The following is an 18,222-nucleotide window of genomic DNA, read 5'->3' as shown; positions in this document are numbered from 1 at the left end:
GTCGGGGCGCGCCCGGTGTTCCCGGGTGCGCCCCGACGGCGTTTCGTGTGCGGGCGGAGCCGTTCAGCCCAGCGGGATGCCGTTCACCGGCAGGCCGTGCGTGGGCAGGCCCTTGAGCGGCAGACCACCGAGCAGACCGGCGACGGGCGCGGTCGGCCCCTCGGCGAGCAGCTTCTCGGCGACCGGCTGCGCGGCGGCCAGGCCCGCGCCGAGGGCCGGCTGAGCCTGCGTCAGCACTTCACCGGCCGCGGGCACCGCCGAGGTCAGGTTCTCCGCCGGCAGCGTCCTGGTGACACCGTCCAGGGCCTGCGTGGCGTCCGGGACGGCGGGTGCGGCGTTCGCGGCGCCCGCACCGACGGCGGCGAAGGCGGCACCGAGAGCGGCGACGCCGAGGGTCTTGGCAGCAGACTGCTTCATGATGAATGCGTCCTCGAATGGGATACGGGGAACTGAGCGGTTCTCGACCGTAAACACGGAGGGGGGTCGGCGGCAAACATCAAAATGCGGACGGATGGTGAACACCCGCCCGCATTCCGTACGCCGGAAAACCGCTACTCAGCCCTCCGTGGCCGTATAACCGCTGGTGGAGGCGGTCTGCTGGAACAGCCATTCGGACTTCAGCTCGGAATAACCGGGCTTGATCACGTCACTGATCATGGCAAGTCGTTCATCGAAAGGAATGAATGCTGACTTCATAGCATTGACAGAGAACCACTGGAGATCGTCGAGCGTGTAGCCGAACGCGTCGACCAGGTGCTCGAATTCCCGGCTCATGCTGGTGCCGGACATCAGACGGTTGTCCGTGTTGACGGTGGCCCGGAAGTGGAGCCGGCGCAGCAGGCCGATGGGATGCTCGGCGTAGGAGGCGGCCGCTCCGGTCTGGAGGTTGGAGCTGGGGCACAGTTCGAGCGGGATGCGCTTGTCGCGGACGTAGGAGGCGAGCCGGCCGAGCTTCACCGCGCCGTCGGCGGCGATCTCGATGTCGTCGATGATGCGCACCCCGTGGCCGAGCCGGTCGGCGCCGCACCACTGAAGGGCCTGCCAGATGGACGGCAGCCCGAAGGCCTCGCCCGCGTGGATGGTGAAGTGGTTGTTCTCGCGCTTCAGGTACTCGAAGGCGTCGAGGTGCCGGGTGGGCGGGAAGCCCGCCTCCGCGCCCGCGATGTCGAAGCCGACGACTCCCAGGTCTCGGTAGCGGTTGGCGAGTTCGGCGATCTCCAGGGCGCGGGCCGCGTGTCGCATGGCGGTGAGCAGGGCGCCGACCCGGATGCGGTGCCCGTTGCGCCGGGCCGTCCGTTCGCCCTCCCGGAAGCCCTCGTTGACGGCCTCGACGACCTCTTCGAGGCTCAGTCCGCCCTCGAGGTGCTGCTCGGGCGCGTAACGCACCTCCGCGTAGACGACACCGTCCTCGGCGAGGTCCTCCGCGCACTCGCGGGCGACCCGGACCAGCGCGTCGCGGGTCTGCATGACGCCGACGGTGTGCGAGAAGGTCTCCAGATACCGTTCCAGCGAACCGGAGTCGGCGGCCTCCCGGAACCAGATGCCCAGCTTGCCGGGGTCGCTTTCCGGGAGCCCGGCATACCCGGCGTCCCGGGCGAGGTCGACGATCGTGCCGGGACGCAGCCCGCCGTCGAGATGGTCGTGCAGCAGAACCTTGGGTGCCCGCCGGATCTGGTCCGGGCTCGGGGTGATGCCCGCCTGGGTGCTCTGGCTCGTCATTTCGGCACTCTAACTCCTACGCGCGTAGACGGCGCGCTGTACAACTCCGCCGATACGTAACGGTGACCGCCCGGACGGGTGGAGTACATCGGTGCTTCTGACACTGTTCTGTCATGGCACAGGATGTGACGCCGGTTCGGACGGTCCGGCTGGGGAAGGCGCTCGGCCCCGCTCCGACGGCGGTGAGCGGGGTAGTGCTGCTGCTCCCGGGCGGCGAGGAGGTTTCCGGCCGGAAGCCGTCCGCCGTGTGGGCGGCGGCCTCCGTGCGGGGGTTGGGGCGCAGGCTGGCCCGGGCGGGACGCGAGGACGGCCTCGCCGTCCACGCCGTGCACTACCGCTACCGCGGCTGGAACGGCAGCGAGGCGCATCTCGCGGCCGACGCGGCCTGGGCGGCCGATGAGGTCGTACGGCGTTACGGAGACGTCCCCGTGTGCCTGACCGGCGTCGACATGGGTGCGCGGGCCGCGCTGCGGGCGGCCGGGCACGAGGCCGTCAACTCCGTTCTCGCGATCGCTCCCTGGCTCCCGGAGGAGGACATGGCCGCGCCACCCGAACCGGTGAAGCAGCTGGCGGGGCGGCGGGTGCTGATCGTGCACGGCACGAACGACGAGCGCTGCGACCCCGAGCTGTCGTTCCGGCTCGCGGCACGGGCCAAGAAGGCGAACCGGGACGTCTGCCGGTTCGAGGTGCACTCCGACGGGCACGGGCTGCACCAGTACCGCGGTGAAGTCCTCGCGCTGGCCGAGGACTTCGTCATGGGCGCGCTGTTCGGCCGGGCGCTCTCCCGGCCGGTGGAGGACGCCCTGGCCGCCCCGCCGCCGCTCGGGCTGCGGATGCCGCTGGCCGTGGGGTTCGGCACCTCGTTACGGCGCCCGGGGCGCCCCTGAGGACCGCCCCGCGGGCATGCCCCTGAGCCACGCCCCTGGGCACCCCCCTTGAGGGACCGCACGCGCGTGTGCACCCTCCCCTCGCCTCTCACGCCTCACCCGGTAAGGCTCCGCCTCTCGGGCGCGATCCTTGGGCCCGGTCGTCCGGCACGGCCTCCGGGCGCGTCCGGCACGGTCCCAGGGCGCGGTCCCCAGGCGCAGTCCTGGGCGCCGTCCTCGGGCGCCGTCCTCGGGTGCGGTCCCGGGCGCCGTCCTCGGGCGCCGTCCTCGGGTGCGGTCCCGGGCGCCGTCCTCGGGTGCCGTCCTCAGTTCGGGAGGAGGTTGCCCCTTCTCGACAGCAGGAACTTCTTGAAGGCCGCCACGGGCGGGGTGTCCGGGTGGCCGTCCAGCCATGCCACGCCGATCTCGCGGGCGGCTCTCGGGGCCGTGACCGTCAGCTCGACCACACCGGGCCGGGCCACGGCGGGCGGCGGCAGCAGCGCCACCCCGAGCCCCGCCGCCACCAGTCCGCGCAGAGTCTCCGCCTCCTCGCCCTCGAAGGCGATCCGGGGCCGGAAACCGGCCTCCTTGCAGAGGTCGTCGGTGATGCGGCGCAGGCCGTAGCCCGGTTCCAGGGTCACGAAGGTCTCGTCGGCGGCCTCCGCGAGGCGGACCCTTCTGCGGGCGGCGAGACGGTGGTCGGCGGGAACGACCAGGCGCAGTTTCTGCTCGTCGAGGCGGCGGGCCACCAGGTCGGGGGCGTCCGGGACGGGGGAGGTCAGACAGAGGTCCAGCTCCCCCGCCCGCAGCCGCTCGAGCATCGCCTCGCCGTAGTTCTGGACCAGGCTGAAGCGGACGCGCGGGTGGTCGGCGCGGAAGGCGTGGATCAGTCCGGGGACGGTCTCCGCGCCCATGGTGTGCAGGAAGCCGAAGGCGACCTTGCCGGTGGCCGCGTCGGCGTCCGCCCGGACCTCGTCGGCGGCCCGCTCGATCTCGCCGAGGGCGCGCTCGACGGAGGCGAGGAAGGTGCGCCCGGCGGGGGTGAGGGAGACCGTGCGGCCGTGGCGGGCGAAGAGATCGACGCCCAGGTCCTGTTCGAGGCGGACCATGGCCCGGGAGAGCGTCGACTGCGGGACCTGCATCTCCTGCGCGGCACGCGTGACGTGCTCGGTACGGGCGACTCCGGCGAAGTACGCGAGCCGGGGGGCCAGCGTCCGCGACATGTCCGCCATGTCTTCTGTGTCACTGGACGGTGACAGGCGAGCCTCTGACCTCTGCTGATGCACCATGGGAACGATTATGACGATTCCATGCATTGGACGGATGAGCCGGGGCGTACGTAACTTCGAAGCATGTCTCCCGCCAGTACCGGGGCGTCCACGATCGTGGGCGCCGCGTCCTCCGCTTCCGTCCCCTCCGCTCCCCGCTCCGCCGACTCCCGACTGGCCCCCGGCGGCCCCGGCTACCGCCGGATGAGCTTCGCGCTCTTCCTCGCCGGTGTGGCCACCTTCGCCCTGCTGTACTCCACGCAGGCGCTCCTGCCGCTGATCTCCGACGACTTCGGGGTGGCGGCGGGTCAGGCGAGCTGGACGGTGGCGGCGGCGACCGGCGGACTGGCGCTGTTCGTGCTCCCGATGAGCGCGCTGTCGGAGCGCTACGGCCGCCGTACGGTGATGACGGCCTCCCTCGGCGTCGCGGTCGGCGTGGGCATGCTGGTCCCGTTCGCTCCCTCTTTGGGCACGCTGGTCGTGCTGCGGGCGGTGCAGGGCGCGGCGCTGGCCGGTCTTCCGGCGTCGGCGACCGCGTATCTCGCCGAGGAGGTCCGGCCGAAGGCGCTCGTCACGGCGATCGGCCTGTTCGTGGCGGGCAACAGCGTCGGAGGGATGAGCGGCCGGGTCATCAGCGGCTGGGTCGCCCAGGAGTGGGGCTGGCGGGTGGCCGTCGGGGTGATCGGCGCCCTCGCGGTGGCCTGCGCGATCGCCTTCCGCCTGCTGCTGCCGGCGCCCCGGCACTTCACGGCGGGTTCACTGGCGCCCCGCGTGCTGCTCGGCACGGTCCGCGAGCACCTCGCCGACCCGCTGCTGCGCCGCCTGTACGCGATCGGCGCGCTGTTCATGACGGTCTTCGGCGGCGTGTACACGGTGATCGGCTACCGGCTGACGGAGGCCCCGTTCTCCCTCCCCCAGGGCATCGTCGGCTCGATCTTCCTGGTGTACCTGGTGGGCACGGTGTCGGCGTCGACGGCGGGCCGGCTGGTCGGCCGGCTGGGCCGACGCGGCGCGCTGTACCTGGCGGGCGGCACGACAGCCACCGGACTGCTGCTGTCGCTGGCGGACTCGCTGATTCCGGTCCTGCTGGGCCTGGTCCTGATCACGGCGGGCTTCTTCGCGGGGCACGCGGTGGCCTCCTCGGCGGTCAGCAAGACGGCGACGAGGGGCCGCGCCCAGGCCTCCGCGCTCTACCAGTCCGCGTATTACATCGGCTCCAGCGCCGGCTCCACCGTCGGCGCCCTGGCCTTCCACTCGGGCGGCTGGGCCGGCACGGTCGGCGTGGGTGTCCTGGCGGTGCTCGGCGTCGTGACGATCACGGTGTTCGGGACCCGGGCGGCCCGCCGGCAGACGCTGGTCGCCGCACACTGAACGTCCCGCGGGCCCTCCCGCGGTCCTCCCCCTGCCCGGAGCCGGTTGTCAGTGGTGGCGCATAGCCTCCGCGCGACGACCGGTACGAGCAGGGGGTTTTTCGATGGAGTTCCGGATCGACCGCGGTGACCTCGTCGAGGCGGTGGCCCGGGCGGCCCACGCGCTGCCCGCGCGGACGCCGGTCCCCGTGCTGGGCGGGCTGCTGCTGGACGCGGCGGCGGGCCGGCTGACCGTGTCGGGATGCGACTTCGAGACGGCGGCGTGGATCGAGACCGACGCCGAGGTGGCTGCGGCGGGCCGGGTGCTCGTGCTCGGCCGCCGGCTCCTCGACATCTGCAAGGTGCTGCCGGACGGGCCGGTGCGCTGCGCCCTGGACGGCACCCGGTTCACGGTCGAGGCGGGCGGCACCGGCTTCGGCCTGTCGACGCTGCCGCGCGAGGATTACCCCGCTCCGCCCGAACCGCCGCGGACGTACGGCACCGTGGACGCGGCCGGGTTCGCGACCGCCGTCGCCCAGGTCGCGGTGGCCGCGGGCCGCGACGACACGCTCCCGGTGCTGACCGGCGTCCAACTGCGCCTCGAAGGCGCTGAGATGACGCTGTCGGCGTCGGACCGCTACCGGTACGCGGTACGGCGGCTGGAGTGGCAGCCGCGGGCGGCCGCCGAAGGGGTGGCGGAGGCGCTCGTACCGGCCCGGCGGCTGCTGGACGTGACCCGGTCACTGGCCCGGTGCGGGGTCGTCCGAGTGGGGCTCGACGGGGCCTCGGGGGCCGGCCCGATCGGGTTCGAGGGCGGGCGGACGCGGGCGGTGGTACGGCGGCTGGACGGACGGCTGCCCGCCTACGGGAAGCTGTTCGAGATGGCGGGGGCCGCGGTCGCCGAGGTGGAGCGCGGGGCGCTGACGGAGGCCGCGCGGAGGGTCGCGGTGGTGGCGGAGGCGAACAGTCCGGTGCGGCTGGACTTCTCGGCCGACTCCGTCCTGCTGCGCGCCGGCCACGGCGACGACGTGGCCGCGCAGCGGCTGCCCGCCGGGCTGACCGGCGCCGAGGAGGTGACCGTGGCCTTCAACCCGGCCTACCTGCTGGACGCGCTGGCCTCCTTCGAGGCGCCGAGACTGCGGGTGGAGCTGCTCGGGACCGGACAGCGGGCGCTGCTGGGCCCGGCGGACGCGCCCGGGGCCCACCGGCACCTGCTGATGTCCGTGAAGCAGCTGGTGTGAGAGCCCCTCCCCGCGCCGCTGCGCATGCTTCCGCCCGCATTCCACCCGCCTCCCGCCCCTCTTCCGCCCGCCTTCCCTCCTTCCACCTGCCTTCGACGCGTGCCTTCCCCCCGCCTTCGACCGTGCTTCCACCTGCCTGCAACGCGCCTTCTACCTGGGCCTTCGCCGACTCGGCGGGCCATTGTCAGTGGGCTGCGGTAGCTTCCGAAGTGCTGGGCGCGAAGACGCGTGACAGAACGGCCACAGGGGTGGGTGGACGATGGGCAACAGCACGGCGACGACGACCGGCATCGACGTCGCACTGGAGAAGCACCGGACGGAGCTGACCGGCTACTGCTACCGCATGCTCGGCTCCTCCTTCGAGGCCGAGGACGCGGTGCAGGACACCCTGATCCGCGCCTGGCGGAGCTACGAGAAGTTCGAGGGCCGCTCCAGTCTGCGCTCGTGGCTGTACCGGATCGCGACGAACGTCTGTCTGGACATGCTGGCGGCCGGCAACAAGCGGGCCCGCCCCATGGACCTGTCCGAGTCGACCCCGCTCGCTCAGGCAGCCCTGTCCCCCCGCCCCGAGAACACCTGGCTGGAGCCGATGCCGGACGCCCGTGTGCTGCCGACGGTGGAGGACCCGGCGGAGGCGGCGGTCGCCAAGGAGTCGGTGCGCCTCGCGTTCATGGCCGCGCTCCAGCAGCTCCCGCCGAAGCAGCGGGCGGTGCTGATCCTGCGGGAGGTGCTGGCGTGGAAGGCGAGCGAGGTCGCCGAGCTGCTCGACACCACGGTCGCCTCGGTCAACAGCGCGCTCCAGCGAGCCCGGGCGACCCTGTCCGAGCGGGAGACCTCCGGCGCGGACGCGGCGGTGTCCGACCCGCTGGACGAGGAGCAGCGGAAACTGCTCGAACGCTATGTGGCGGCCTTCGAGGGCTATGACATGACGGCGCTGACGGCCCTCCTCCACGAGGACGCCGTCATGACGATGCCGCCGTTCGACCTGTGGCTCACGGGACACGACGACATCACCGGCTTCATGACCACGCTCGGCTCCGCGTGCGAGGGCTCGCGCCTGCTGCCGGTCCAGGTCAACGGCCTGCCGGGCTTCGCGCAGTACAAGCCGGACCCGGACGAGGGCGGGTTCACCCCATGGGCGATCCAGGTCCTGGAGATCTCAGACGGCCGTCTCACCGGGTTCCACTTCTACCTCGACACCCAGCGCTGGTTCCCCCTCTTCGGCCTCCCCCTCCACCTCGAAGCGGAGACCGACGAGATCGAGCAGGGCGCGTAGGGCCGGATCGGGGGCGCGCAGCCGTAGGCGTCCCCCGGCCCGCCGGGCGGCCAGCTGAAGCCGCGCCAGCAGGTCGACGGCGATGAGCCCCGGCGGCCCGATCCCGGCCACGTCACAGACGACGACCGCGGCGCCGGTGGCCTCCATCAGCGCCCGCACGTCGTGGACGAGCCCTGTCACCCGGGGGCGGGTGACGGGGCCGGTCAGGGTGAGCACGGGCGGTGTCGTCGATTCCACGATCGGTAGACCGGCGCGGGGCGCCCAACTCATCGGAGCGGGCGGGCCGGGGTCGGGCGATCCGTTCAGGCGATGCGTTCCAGCACCACGGGGGACGCGGTGAAACCGGTGCCGGCCGCGCCGATGTCGTACGAGCCGGTCACCGCCTCGAGTGCGTACGCGAAGCGCTCGGGGGTGTCCGTGTGCAGGGTCAGCAGGGGCTGGCCCTCCGTCACCGTGTCGCCGGGCTTGGCGTGGAGTTCGACGCCCGCGCCCGCCTGCACCGGGTCCTCCTTGCGGGCGCGGCCCGCGCCGAGGCGCCAGGCGGCGATGCCGATGTCGTAGGCGTCCAGGCGGGTCAGCACGCCGGAGGCGCCCGCCTTCACGACGTGCTGTTCCTTCGCCGTGGGAAGCGGGGCGTCCGGGTCGCCGCCCTGGGCCGCGATCATGCGCCGCCAGACGTCCATCGCCGAGCCGTCGGCCAGCGCCTTCGCCGGGTCCGCGTCCTTCACGCCGGCCGCGTCGAGCATCTCGCGGGCGAGCGCGATGGTCAGTTCCACCACGTCGGCCGGGCCTCCGCCGGCCAGCACCTCGACCGACTCGCGGACCTCGAGGGCGTTGCCGGCCGTGAGACCGAGGGGGGTGGACATGTCCGTCAGCAGCGCGACCGTCTTCACGCCGTGGTCGGTGCCCAGGCCGACCATCGTCGAGGCCAGCTCACGCGCGTCCTCGATGGTCTTCATGAAGGCGCCGGTGCCGACCTTCACGTCGAGGACCAGCGAGCCGGTGCCCTCCGCGATCTTCTTCGACATGATCGACGAGGCGATCAGCGGGATCGCCTCCACCGTGCCCGTGACGTCGCGCAGCGCGTACAGCTTCTTGTCGGCCGGGGCCAGGCCGTCGCCCGCCGCGCAGATCACCGCGCCGGTCGTGTCCAGGACGTGCAGCATCTCCTCGTTCGACAGCAGCGCGCGCCAGCCCGGGATCGACTCCAGCTTGTCCAGGGTGCCGCCGGTGTGGCCGAGACCCCGGCCGGAGAGCTGCGGGACCGCCGCGCCGCAGGCCGCCACCAGCGGGGCGAGCGGGAGCGTGATCTTGTCGCCGACGCCGCCCGTGGAGTGCTTGTCGGCCGTCGGCCGGGACAGCGCCGAGAAGTCCATGCGCTCGCCGGAAGCGATCATCGCGGCCGTCCAGCGGGCGATCTCGCGGCGGTTCATGCCGTTGAGCAGGATGGCCATGTTGAGGGCGGCCATCTGGTAGTCGGCGACCTCGCCGCCGGTGTACGCGTCGATGACCCAGTCGATCTGCTCGTCGCTGAGCTCACCGCGGTCACGCTTGGTGCGGATGACGGAGACGGCATCCATCGACAACTGCGTCATGGCTTTCCTTCCGGTGGTGCACCGGAGTGCGGGTGCACGGTGGTGCGGCAAGACGTTGCAGAAACCGAGCGGCCCCTCTGCGCCGGTCAGAGGGGCCGCGCGGGACTTACTTGGTGAGGTGGCCCGGGCCGAAGGCCTGCGGGAGCATCTCCGCCAGCGGCAGGATCCCCGCCGGCGTCTCCAGCAGCAGCTGCGGGCCGCCGAACTCGTAGAGCAGCTGGCGGCAGCGGCCGCACGGGACGAGGATCTCGCCCCTGCCGTCCACGCAGGTGAAGTGCGTGAGCCGGCCGCCTCCGGTGTTCTGGAGCTCCGAGACCAGCCCGCACTCGGCGCACAGGCCGATCCCGTAGGAGGCGTTCTCGACGTTGCAGCCCGACACGATCCGGCCGTCGTCGACCAGGGCCGCCACGCCGACCGGGTAGCCGGAGTACGGGGCGTACGCCCGGGACATGGCGTCCCGGGCCACCGTACGCAGCTTCTCCCAGTCGACCGCGGCGGTGGGCGGGGTCACTTGCCCTGCCCCTTCCGGTACGGCATGCCGTCCGCCTTGGGCATCCTGAGGGACTGGGCGGAGAGCGACAGCACCAGCAGGGTGACGATGTACGGCGCGGCCGTCACGACCTGGCGCGGAACCTCGTCCGTGCCGACGTACCAGACGAACATCAGGGCCGAGACCAGCGCGGTGATCACGGCGGGCACGTACTTCTTGCGCCAGGCCAGGTAGGCCGCGCCGAACACCAGGACGATCGCGAGCAGCAGGATCAGCGCGTGCACGTTGGTCGTGCCGCCGCGCAGGTTGAGGCTGTCGGTGTAGCCGAACAGGCCCGCGCCGAGGGCGAGGCCGCCCGGCATCCAGTTGCCGAAGATCATCGCGGCGAGACCGATGTAGCCGCGGCCCGCGGTCTGGCCGTCGAGGTAGACGTTCGAGGCCACGATGGACAGGAAGGCGCCGCCGAGGCCGGCGAAGCCACCGCTGATGATCACGGCGATGTACTTGTACTTGTAGACGTTCACGCCGAGGGACTCGGCGGCCACCGGGTTCTCGCCGCAGGAGCGCAGCCGCAGGCCGAAGGCGGTCCGCCAGAGCACCCACCAGGTGGCCGGGACGAGGGCGACGGCGACGACGGTGAGCGGCGACAGGTCGGTGATCAGACCGCCGACCAGGCCGGCGACGTCCGAGATCAGGAACCAGTGCTTCTCGTTGAGCGTGTCCAGCCAGCCCGACAGGCCCGGTACGTCGAAGGTGCCCAGCGAGTCGATCGGCGGGGACTGCTTCGAGGAGCCCTGCGGGGCGCCCTCGAAGGTGAACTTCGACAGGTAGCGGGTGGTGCCCAGGGCCAGGATGTTGATGGCCACACCGGAGACGATGTGGTTCACGTTGAAGGTGACGGTCGCGATGGCGTGCAGGACGGCGCCGAGCGCGCCGCCGATGATGCCGAAGGCGACGCCCGTCCACGGGCCCCACTGGTAGCCGGCCCAGGCGCCGAACCAGGTGCCGAGGATCATCATGCCCTCGAGGCCGATGTTGACGACGCCCGCGCGCTCCGCCCACAGGCCGCCGAGACCGGCGAGGCCGATCGGGACGGCGAGGCGCAGCGCCGTGGACATCTGGCCGGTGGAGGTGATGCCGTCCGCGCCGGTGATGAGGCGGACGACGGAGGTCAGCACCAGCACGCCCGCGATGATCAGCAGGAGGACCGGGAGCGAGAAACGGCGGCCGCCCTTTCCGGGCTGCTTCGCCTTCGGCTTGGCGATGGTCGTGGTGCTCATCAGACCGTCACCTCCTTCTTGGTGTTCTGGGCGGCGGCGGCGAGCTCGGCGCCGACGCGCTTCTGCTGACGGCGCAGACCCCACTGGCGTACGGCCTCGTACGAGATGACGACCGCGAAGACGATGAGGCCCTGCATGATCGTGGCAATCTCCTTCTCGTACGCCACCGGGGTCGCGTAGTCGAGGGCGGGAGAGGCCTTGTCGAGGAAGGCGATCAGGAGCGCGGCGAAGGCGATGCCGACCGGGTTGTTGCGGCCGAGCAGGGCGATGGTGATGCCGGTGAAGCCGAGGCCAGTGGGGAAGCTCAGGCTGTAGGTGTGGGCGTCGCCGAGCAGCAGGGGCAGGCCGGAGAGGCCCGCGATGCCGCCGGAGATGAGCATCGCGGTGAGGACCATCTTCTTGGCGTCGACGCCGGAGGCCGCGGCGGCGGTCTCGGACTCGCCGGTGGCGCGCAGGTCGAAGCCGAAGCGGGTGCGGTTGAGGACGACCCAGTAGGCGATGCCGAGGGCGATGGCGAGGAAGACCAGGCCGTAGATCTCGCCGACGTCGGCGCCGAGGTCGATGCCGGGGACCCAGCCGGAGTTTTTCATGATGCCGGTGGTGTTGTTGTTGCCGACCTGCACGCCCCAGATGTTGTCGAGGGTGAGGTAGCCGATCAAGCTGGTGGCGATCGCGTTCAGCATGATCGTCGCGACGACCTCGCTGACGCCGCGGGTGACCTTCAGGACGCCCGCGATGCCGGCCCAGAAGGCGCCGGTGAGGACCCCGACCAGGAGCAGCAGCGGGATCTGGAGGAACGACGGCAGGGCGATGTTCGCGCCGACCACGGCGGTCATCATCGCGCCGAGGCGGTACTGGCCGTCGACGCCGATGTTGAACAGGTTCATACGGAAGCCGATGGCGACCGCGAGGGCGGCGACGTAGTACATCGAGGCCTGGTTGACGATCAGGACCTGGACGTCGGAGTAGCCGGCCTGCTCCAGCATGAGCGTGTAGGGCTCGATCGGGCTCTTGCCCGAGGCGATCAGCACGACCGAGGTCAGCAGGATCGCCGCGACGAGCGCGATGACCGGGCCGGCCACCGCGAGGAGCACGCGCTCCTTGTCGAACTTCTTCATCGGGCCTCGTCCTCCGGACCGGCGGTTTCCTCGGTGGTTCCCGCGTCGTCGACGTGTTCCAGGTGACCGGTCGCGGCGCCGGTCATGGCGGAGCCGAGCTCCTCCGGGGTGATGGTGGCGGGGTCGGCGTCCGCGACCAGCGTGCCGTTGTAGATCACGCGCAGGGTGTCCGACAGACCGATGAGCTCGTCGAGGTCGGCGGAGATCAGCAGCACCGCCAGGCCCTCCCGGCGGGCCTCGCGGATGCGGTCCCAGATCTGGGCCTGGGCGCCGACGTCCACACCCCGGGTGGGGTGGGCGGCGATCAGGAACTTCGGGCTGTGGCTCATCTCGCGGCCGACGATCAGCTTCTGCTGGTTGCCGCCGGAGAGCGAGGCGGCGGTGACGTCGATGCCGGGGGTGCGGACGTCGAACTCCTCGACGATCCGGCGGGTGTCGGCCTGGGCGCCCTTGATGTTCAGCCAGAAGCCCTTGGCGTTGGGCGCCTCGGTGACATGGCCGAGGATGCGGTTCTCCCAGAGGGGGGCCTCCAGGAGCAGGCCCTGACGGTGGCGGTCCTCCGGGATGTAGCCGACGCCGGACTCGCGCCGCTTGCGGGTGCTCCAGGGGGTGATGTCCTCGCCGAGGAAGACGATGCTGCCGGAGTCGGCGTTCTTGGTGCCGATCAGCGCGTCGATCAGCTCGGTCTGGCCGTTGCCTTCGACACCGGCGATGCCCATGACCTCGCCGGCGTGGATGGTGAAGCTGACGTCGTCGAGAGCCTTCTTGACCTCGCCGCCGAGAGCGACCTCGGGCGAGATCATGCCGCTGACCCCGCCGGCCGTGGGCTCCGCCTCGATGCCCAGGGAGGCGCCGCCGCTCGCGTACACGATGAGGTTGGCGACCTGGATGACGGGCTTGTCGGTGACCGTGGACTCGGCGGTCTCCGGGGTGGGCAGCTCGCTGCCGACCATCATCTCGGCGAGCTGGCGCGGGCTCGTCTCGGCGGGGACGGCCGTGCCGACGGTGGTGCCGCGCCGGATGACCGTGATCTCGTCGGCGACGGACAGCACCTCGCCCAGCTTGTGGGAGATGAAGATGACGGACAGGCCCTCGGACTTCAGCTCGCGCAGGTTGTCGAAGAGCGCGTCGACCTCCTGCGGGACGAGCACGGCGGTCGGCTCGTCGAGGATGAGGGTCTTGGCGCCGCGGAAGAGGACCTTGAGGATCTCCACGCGCTGCCGGTCGGCGACGCCGAGGTCCTCGACCAGGGCGTCGGGGCGCACGCCGAGCCCGTAGCGCTCGGAGATCTCCTTGATCTTCTTACGGGCGTTGCCACCGATGCCGTACAGCTTCTCGCTGCCCAGCACCACGTTCTCCAGGACGGTCAGGTTGTCGGCCAGCATGAAGTGCTGGTGGACCATGCCGATGCCGCGTGCGATGGCGTCGGCGGGGCTGGAGAAGCTCACCTGCCGGCCGTCGACGGCGATGGTGCCCTCGTCCGGCTTCTGCATGCCGTAGAGGATCTTCATCAGCGTCGACTTGCCGGCGCCGTTCTCGCCGACGAGGGCGTGCACGGTGCCTTTGCTGACGGCGAGGTGGATGTCGTGGTTGGCGACGACACCGGGGAAGCGCTTGGTGATCCCCGCCAGCTCTACCGCGATCGTCGACGGTGCGGTGAGCGGAGGGCTGCTGGACGCGTCGATGGCGCACTCTCCTTGGAAAAGGGGTCGCTCTACGCGCGTAGCGCCCCTGCTTTAAATAGTGCCCGGATCAGGTCGAACTTGATCGATCTCGATAAAGATCCCGATCAACTCTCGATCCGTTCCGAGCATTCTGCCGCGCGAACGGGGCGCGGGGAGGACATCCTTCCCGCGCCCGGTTCCGTGGCCGTAACGCTGCCATTACAGCGCCTCTTCGGCCAAGGCCTCTGACAGAAGGTCAGGAGGTCTTCACCGTGATGGTGCCGTTCTTGATGCCCTCTTCGGCCTTCTTGATCGCGTCCTGGATCGCGGTGTTGTCCGCGAAGGCCGGGTTCGAGTCCGACACGCTCACGCCGCCGTTCTCGAGGCTGCCGCGGACCACGCCGGTCGCCGGCTTGCCGTCCTCGACGGACTTGGCCAGCGTGTAGACCGCACCCTCGACGTTCTTCATGGCCGACGTGAGGATCGAGTCCTTGTACGCCTTCAGCGCGTCCTGCTTGTACTGGTCGGAGTCGACGCCGATCGCCCACACCTTGTTGGCGTTGGCGGCCTTGATGACACCCTGGCCGGACAGACCGGCGGCGGCGTAGACGACGTCCGCACCGGCGTCGATCTGGCCCTCGGCGGCGTTCTCGCCCTTGTCGGGGCTGGAGAAGCCACCCTCGGCGGCGGTCTCGGTCAGGTACTGCGACTTGACCGTGACACCCTTCTTGGTGTCCTGGACGCCCTGCTTGAAGCCGGCCTCGAACTTGTGGATCAGCGGGACGTCCACGCCACCGATGAAGCCGACGGTGTTGGTCTTGGTGGCCTTGGCGGCGGCGACGCCGGCGAGGTAGGAGGCCTGCTCCTCGTGGAAGACGAGGTCGGCGACGTTGTCGGCCTTGATCTGCTCGTCGTCGACGATGCCGAAGGTGGTCTTCGGGTACTTGGCCGCGACCTCCTTGACGGCCGGCGCGTAGGCGAAGCCGACACCGATCACCGGGTTGTAACCCTGCTTGGCGAGGCTCTCCAGACGCTGCACCTTGTCCGCGTCGGACTCGCCGTCCTGCGGCTCGACGGCGGTGGACTTGTAGCCGAACTCCTTGTCGGCCTTGTCCAGGCCGGCCGTGGCGGCGTCGTTGAAGGACTGGTCGCCCTTGCCACCGACGTCGTACGCGAGCGCGAGGCCCAGGTTCTTGTCACTGCTGCTGGAAGAGGACGACGTGGAGGAGCTTCCGCAAGCGGAAACGGTCACGGCGAGAGCTGCGGTGGCAACACCCGCAACCGCGATTCGGGACACCCGGCGCATGGAACTTGACTCCTTTGTGCACGCGCCCAAACCAGGCGCTGGTTCCGCCGCAGCGTAACGCGCGTAGACCAGACGGAAAAACCCTTCTGTCCGGTCCGTTACCGAGCTGTGGCCACAGTTGCGGTCAAGGTTACGGACAGCAGTACGCCCCTTGCGGGAAGCAAGGGGCGTATGGGCTGCAAGGACGCTCGGAAGGGCGTAGCCGAGGGCCTGTGGAACGGCTTTCGGACCGTTACTTGGTGTTTACCGTGATCTTGCCGTCGATGATGTCCTGCTTGGCCTTGTCGACGGCCGCGACAACGTCCGTCATCGCCTTGTACTTCGGGTTGCTGTCGGCGAATCCGACGCCGTCGTTGGAGAGGCTGCCGCGGACCACACCGGACAGCGGCTTGCCCTCGTGGACGGACTTCACGAGATCGTAGACGGCGCCGCCGACGTTCTTCAGCGCCGAGCCGAGGATGTAGTCCTTGTACGCCGCCAGCGCGCTCTGGCTGTACTGGTCGGAGTCGACGCCGATGGCCCACACCTTCTTGGCGGCGGCCTCGGTGATCACGCCCTGCCCGGAGAGACCGGCCGCGTGGTAGAGGACGTCGGCGCCCGCCTCGATCTGACCGCTCGCCGCGTCCTTGCCCTTGTCGGGGCTGGAGAAGCCGCCCTCCTGGGCGGTCTCGGTCAGGTACTGCGACTCGATCTTGATGTTCGGATCGACCGACTTGGCGCCCTGGACGTAACCGGCCTCGAACTTGTGGATCAGCGGGATGTCCACGCCGCCGATGAAGCCGATGTGCGCCTTCTTGGTGGCCTTGGCGGCGGCGACGCCGGCCAGGTACGAGGCCTGCTCCTCGTGGAAGACCAGGTCGGCGACGTTCTTGGCCTGGACCTGCTCGTCGTCGATGATGCCGAAGGTGATCTTCGGGAACTTGGCCGCGACCTCCTTGACGGCCGGCGCGTAGACGAAGCCGACGCCGATCACCGGGTTGTAGCCGGCCTGGGCGAGCTGGGTCAGCCGCTGCACCTTGTCCGCGTCGGACTCGCCGTCCTGCGGCTCGATGTCCTGGCCGCCGATCTTGAATTCCTTCTCGGCCTTCTGGAAGCCGGCGTAGGCGGCGTCGTTGAACGACTGGTCGCCCTTGCCGCCGATGTCGTAGGCGAGGCCGATGCCCTTGCCCGAGTAGCCGCCGCTGCTGGATTCCGAGTCGCTCGACTTCGAGTCGCTGCTGGACTTCCCGCAGCCCGCGGCGGCGAGCGCGACGACCGCGACGGTCACCGCGGCCCTGGAGAATCTCGTCCTCCGAGACATCAGACGCATAGCAAGCACCCCTTCATCCCCACGGCGCCGTGACCGGCCCGCTTTCCCCTTGATGGCGCCGTGCGGGAGGGCTCCCCCAACAAGCCTTTCCCGGTGGCGATTCCGGCGCACAGTAACGCGCGTAGACGCGCAGGGGAACGGGGTTTCTCCGGGCCGTTACCGATTCGTGCCGACGCCGGGTTACAGCCGCGTCCCCGGGGTTACGGGTGGGTGACACAAGGGGACGAAGGGGCGCCTTTCCGGCACCCCTTCGCCCGGGCTCCTCGCCGGGTTCCCGCAGTGGGCGACCTGGTCCCCTCAGTGGGCGCGCGTCGCCGCGTCCAGCAGCGCGGCCGCCGTGAAGAGCTCCACGCCGACGGTGATCGCGGACTCGTCCGCGTCGAAGTCGCCCTGGTGCAGGTCGCGCACGGTGCGCTCGCCGGGCGGGCGGACCCCGAGCCGGGCCATCGCGCCGGGCACCCGCTCGAGGTACCAGGAGAAGTCCTCGCCGCCGAGGCTCTGCTCGGTGCCCTCCACCGCCTCCTCGCCGCGCCGGGCGACCATGGCGTCCCGCAGCAGCCCGGCGACGTCACCGTCGTTGACGACGGGCGGGACGCCGCGCACGTAGTTGATCTCCGACTTGGCCCGGTGCAGGTTGGCGACCTCGTCGATCGCCGCGACGACGATGTCCGGGGCCTGCCGCCACGCCTCGATGTCCAGGCAGCGGACGGTCCCGGCGAGCTCGGCGTGCTGCGGGATCACGTTCGGGGCGTGCCCGCTCTCGATCCGGCCCCAGGTGACGGCCAGCCCGGCCCGGGTGTCGACGCGGCGGCCGACCAGCGCGGGCACGTCGGTGACGACCCGGGCGACGGCGGTCACGAGGTCGGTCGTCAGGTGCGGGCGGGCGGTGTGGCCGCCGGGCCCGTCCAGCGAGATCTCCAGCCGGTCGCAGGCGGAGGTGATGGCGCCCTCCCGCAGCCCGACCTTGCCCGCGTCCACGCGCGGGTCGCAGTGCACGGCGATGATCCGCCCGACCCCGTCCAGCGCCCCGTCCTCGATGGCGTCGGCGGCACCGCCGGGCAGGACCTCCTCGGCGGGCTGGAAGATCAGCCGCACGGGACGCGGGAGCCGGCCCTGCCGGTGCAGCTCGGCGAGGACGAGTCCGGCGCCGAGGACGACGGTGGTGTGCACGTCGTGCCCGCAGGCGTGCGCGCGGTCCGGCACCTTCGAGCGGTACGCGCACTCGGTCTTCGTGTCCGGGATGGGCAGCGCGTCGATGTCCGCGCGCATCGCCAGGACCGGAACGCCGTCGGCCCCGGCGCCCGCCACGCCCCCTCCGCCCACGGTCCCGATGTCACAGATGAGGCCGGTCCCCACGGCGAGTACGCGCGGCTGGAGGCCCGCCTTCTCGAGGCGGGCCTTGATCGCGGCCGTCGTACGGAACTCCTGGTTGCCCAGCTCGGGGTGCATGTGCATGTCGCGGCGGAAGGCCACGAGCTCTGCGCGCAGCGCCTCGGGCAAGGTGCCGGGAAGGGCTCCGGACAGCGCACCCGGAAGTGCACCGGGGAGCACGTCTTCCCCTGACGGATCGGCCTCGGACTCTCGGGACATCAGTTGCTTCACCCTCTGAAGGGTAGGACGCCGGGGCGGTCAACTGACCCGATCAACAAAAGTTCAACCCGTTAGGCGAAGAAAAGTTGGCCGCGCGGCGCATGGCTGCTGTGGTGGTTGGGTATACTTGACCGGCTTTTCGGCAGGCACC

Annotated in this window: 16 protein-coding genes; 4 read left to right on the top strand and 12 right to left on the bottom strand. The window is 70.9% G+C overall.

The window, feature by feature from the left end; translation table 11 throughout:
- Positions 1 to 63 precede the first annotated feature (63 nt).
- Both QF030_RS26325 and QF030_RS26320 read right to left on the bottom strand, forming a co-directional pair.
- Positions 64 to 417, bottom strand: coding sequence for an ATP-binding protein (locus QF030_RS26325; RefSeq protein ID WP_307165076.1), 354 nt, complete (start codon positions 415 to 417; stop codon positions 64 to 66).
- Between the two features lie 138 nt (positions 418 to 555).
- Entirely contained in the window at positions 556 to 1,719 is a 1,164-nt protein-coding gene (locus QF030_RS26320) for an adenosine deaminase (protein ID WP_307165075.1), read from the bottom strand.
- A gap of 113 nt (positions 1,720 to 1,832) precedes the next feature.
- Here QF030_RS26320 and QF030_RS26315 point away from each other — a divergent pair, with 113 nt between their 5' ends.
- A complete protein-coding gene (locus QF030_RS26315; protein ID WP_307165074.1) occupies positions 1,833 to 2,606 on the top strand; it encodes a prolyl oligopeptidase family serine peptidase in 774 nt (257 codons plus the stop codon).
- Between the two features lie 305 nt (positions 2,607 to 2,911).
- On the opposite strand, the gene QF030_RS26310 is transcribed toward QF030_RS26315, so the two are convergent.
- A complete protein-coding gene (locus tag QF030_RS26310; protein WP_307165073.1) occupies positions 2,912 to 3,874 on the bottom strand; it encodes a LysR family transcriptional regulator in 963 nt (320 codons plus the stop codon).
- A gap of 63 nt (positions 3,875 to 3,937) precedes the next feature.
- On the opposite strand from QF030_RS26310, the gene QF030_RS26305 reads away from it, so the two are divergent.
- From QF030_RS26305 to QF030_RS26295, 3 genes are all read left to right on the top strand, one after another.
- Positions 3,938 to 5,224, top strand: a complete 1,287-nt coding sequence (locus QF030_RS26305) for an MFS transporter (protein WP_307165072.1) — start codon at positions 3,938 to 3,940, stop codon at positions 5,222 to 5,224.
- Positions 5,225 to 5,327: 103 nt separating this feature from the next.
- Positions 5,328 to 6,443, top strand: coding sequence for a DNA polymerase III subunit beta (dnaN, locus tag QF030_RS26300; protein WP_307165071.1), 1,116 nt, complete (start codon positions 5,328 to 5,330; stop codon positions 6,441 to 6,443).
- A gap of 259 nt (positions 6,444 to 6,702) precedes the next feature.
- A complete protein-coding gene (locus QF030_RS26295) occupies positions 6,703 to 7,719 on the top strand; it encodes a sigma-70 family RNA polymerase sigma factor (RefSeq protein WP_307165070.1) in 1,017 nt (338 codons plus the stop codon).
- On the opposite strand, the gene QF030_RS26290 is transcribed toward QF030_RS26295, so the two are convergent.
- From QF030_RS26290 to QF030_RS26250, 9 genes are all read right to left on the bottom strand, one after another.
- Positions 7,603 to 7,989 carry an STAS domain-containing protein gene (locus QF030_RS26290; RefSeq protein WP_307165069.1) on the bottom strand — a complete coding sequence of 129 codons (387 nt, stop codon included), beginning with the start codon at positions 7,987 to 7,989 and terminating at the stop codon, positions 7,603 to 7,605. The two genes, QF030_RS26295 and QF030_RS26290, sit on opposite strands and share 117 nt — an antisense overlap.
- 32 nt (positions 7,990 to 8,021) lie before the next feature.
- Positions 8,022 to 9,305 (bottom strand): thymidine phosphorylase, encoded by a 1,284-nt coding sequence (locus QF030_RS26285; protein ID WP_307167702.1) that lies wholly within the window; start codon positions 9,303 to 9,305, stop codon positions 8,022 to 8,024.
- 115 nt (positions 9,306 to 9,420) lie between these two features.
- On the bottom strand, positions 9,421 to 9,825 hold the full coding sequence (locus QF030_RS26280; RefSeq protein ID WP_307165068.1) for a cytidine deaminase: 405 nt from the start codon (positions 9,823 to 9,825) through the stop codon (positions 9,421 to 9,423).
- The gene (locus tag QF030_RS26275) at positions 9,822 to 11,084 is read right to left on the bottom strand and encodes an ABC transporter permease (protein WP_307165067.1); all 1,263 of its coding nucleotides are present in this window, start codon (positions 11,082 to 11,084) and stop codon (positions 9,822 to 9,824) included. The genes QF030_RS26280 and QF030_RS26275 overlap by 4 nt, the downstream gene beginning before the upstream one ends.
- Complete coding sequence (locus QF030_RS26270; protein WP_307165066.1) at positions 11,084 to 12,202, bottom strand: ABC transporter permease; 1,119 nt, start codon at positions 12,200 to 12,202, stop codon at positions 11,084 to 11,086. Before QF030_RS26270 ends, QF030_RS26275 begins: the two co-directional genes overlap by 1 nt.
- Positions 12,199 to 13,887 (bottom strand): ABC transporter ATP-binding protein, encoded by a 1,689-nt coding sequence (locus QF030_RS26265; protein ID WP_373428918.1) that lies wholly within the window; start codon positions 13,885 to 13,887, stop codon positions 12,199 to 12,201. Before QF030_RS26265 ends, QF030_RS26270 begins: the two co-directional genes overlap by 4 nt.
- Positions 13,888 to 14,122: 235 nt before the next feature.
- Positions 14,123 to 15,172, bottom strand: coding sequence for a BMP family lipoprotein (locus tag QF030_RS26260; RefSeq protein ID WP_307165065.1), 1,050 nt, complete (start codon positions 15,170 to 15,172; stop codon positions 14,123 to 14,125).
- Between the two features lie 232 nt (positions 15,173 to 15,404).
- The gene (locus QF030_RS26255; RefSeq protein ID WP_307165064.1) at positions 15,405 to 16,472 is read right to left on the bottom strand and encodes a BMP family lipoprotein; all 1,068 of its coding nucleotides are present in this window, start codon (positions 16,470 to 16,472) and stop codon (positions 15,405 to 15,407) included.
- Positions 16,473 to 16,778: 306 nt separating this feature from the next.
- Positions 16,779 to 18,071, bottom strand: coding sequence for an amidohydrolase (locus QF030_RS26250; protein ID WP_307167700.1), 1,293 nt, complete (start codon positions 18,069 to 18,071; stop codon positions 16,779 to 16,781).
- Positions 18,072 to 18,222: the final 151 nt, after the last annotated feature.

Origin of the sequence: Streptomyces rishiriensis (genome assembly GCF_030815485.1) — a bacterium.
Taxonomy (GTDB): Bacteria; Actinomycetota; Actinomycetes; order Streptomycetales; family Streptomycetaceae; genus Streptomyces; species Streptomyces rishiriensis_A.
The sequence above is the reverse complement of the archived record's forward strand: the minus strand, read 5'-3'. Positions and strand labels throughout refer to the sequence as shown.

Excerpts from the sequence above, each read along its gene's own strand:
- QF030_RS26250 (WP_307167700.1), bottom strand. The coding sequence starts at position 18,071 with ATGTCCCGAGAGTCCGAGGCCGATCCGTCAGGGGAAGACGTGCTCCCC.
- QF030_RS26315 (WP_307165074.1), top strand. The coding sequence starts at position 1,833 with ATGGCACAGGATGTGACGCCGGTTCGGACGGTCCGGCTGGGGAAGGCG.
- QF030_RS26270 (WP_307165066.1), bottom strand. The coding sequence starts at position 12,202 with ATGAAGAAGTTCGACAAGGAGCGCGTGCTCCTCGCGGTGGCCGGCCCG.
- QF030_RS26290 (WP_307165069.1), bottom strand. The coding sequence starts at position 7,989 with ATGAGTTGGGCGCCCCGCGCCGGTCTACCGATCGTGGAATCGACGACA.
- QF030_RS26310 (WP_307165073.1), bottom strand. The coding sequence starts at position 3,874 with ATGGTGCATCAGCAGAGGTCAGAGGCTCGCCTGTCACCGTCCAGTGAC.
- QF030_RS26305 (WP_307165072.1), top strand. The coding sequence starts at position 3,938 with ATGTCTCCCGCCAGTACCGGGGCGTCCACGATCGTGGGCGCCGCGTCC.
- QF030_RS26255 (WP_307165064.1), bottom strand. The coding sequence starts at position 16,472 with ATGTCTCGGAGGACGAGATTCTCCAGGGCCGCGGTGACCGTCGCGGTC.
- QF030_RS26260 (WP_307165065.1), bottom strand. The coding sequence starts at position 15,172 with ATGCGCCGGGTGTCCCGAATCGCGGTTGCGGGTGTTGCCACCGCAGCT.
- QF030_RS26320 (WP_307165075.1), bottom strand. The coding sequence starts at position 1,719 with ATGACGAGCCAGAGCACCCAGGCGGGCATCACCCCGAGCCCGGACCAG.
- QF030_RS26325 (WP_307165076.1), bottom strand. The coding sequence starts at position 417 with ATGAAGCAGTCTGCTGCCAAGACCCTCGGCGTCGCCGCTCTCGGTGCC.
- QF030_RS26295 (WP_307165070.1), top strand. The coding sequence starts at position 6,703 with ATGGGCAACAGCACGGCGACGACGACCGGCATCGACGTCGCACTGGAG.
- dnaN (WP_307165071.1), top strand. The coding sequence starts at position 5,328 with ATGGAGTTCCGGATCGACCGCGGTGACCTCGTCGAGGCGGTGGCCCGG.
- QF030_RS26275 (WP_307165067.1), bottom strand. The coding sequence starts at position 11,084 with ATGAGCACCACGACCATCGCCAAGCCGAAGGCGAAGCAGCCCGGAAAG.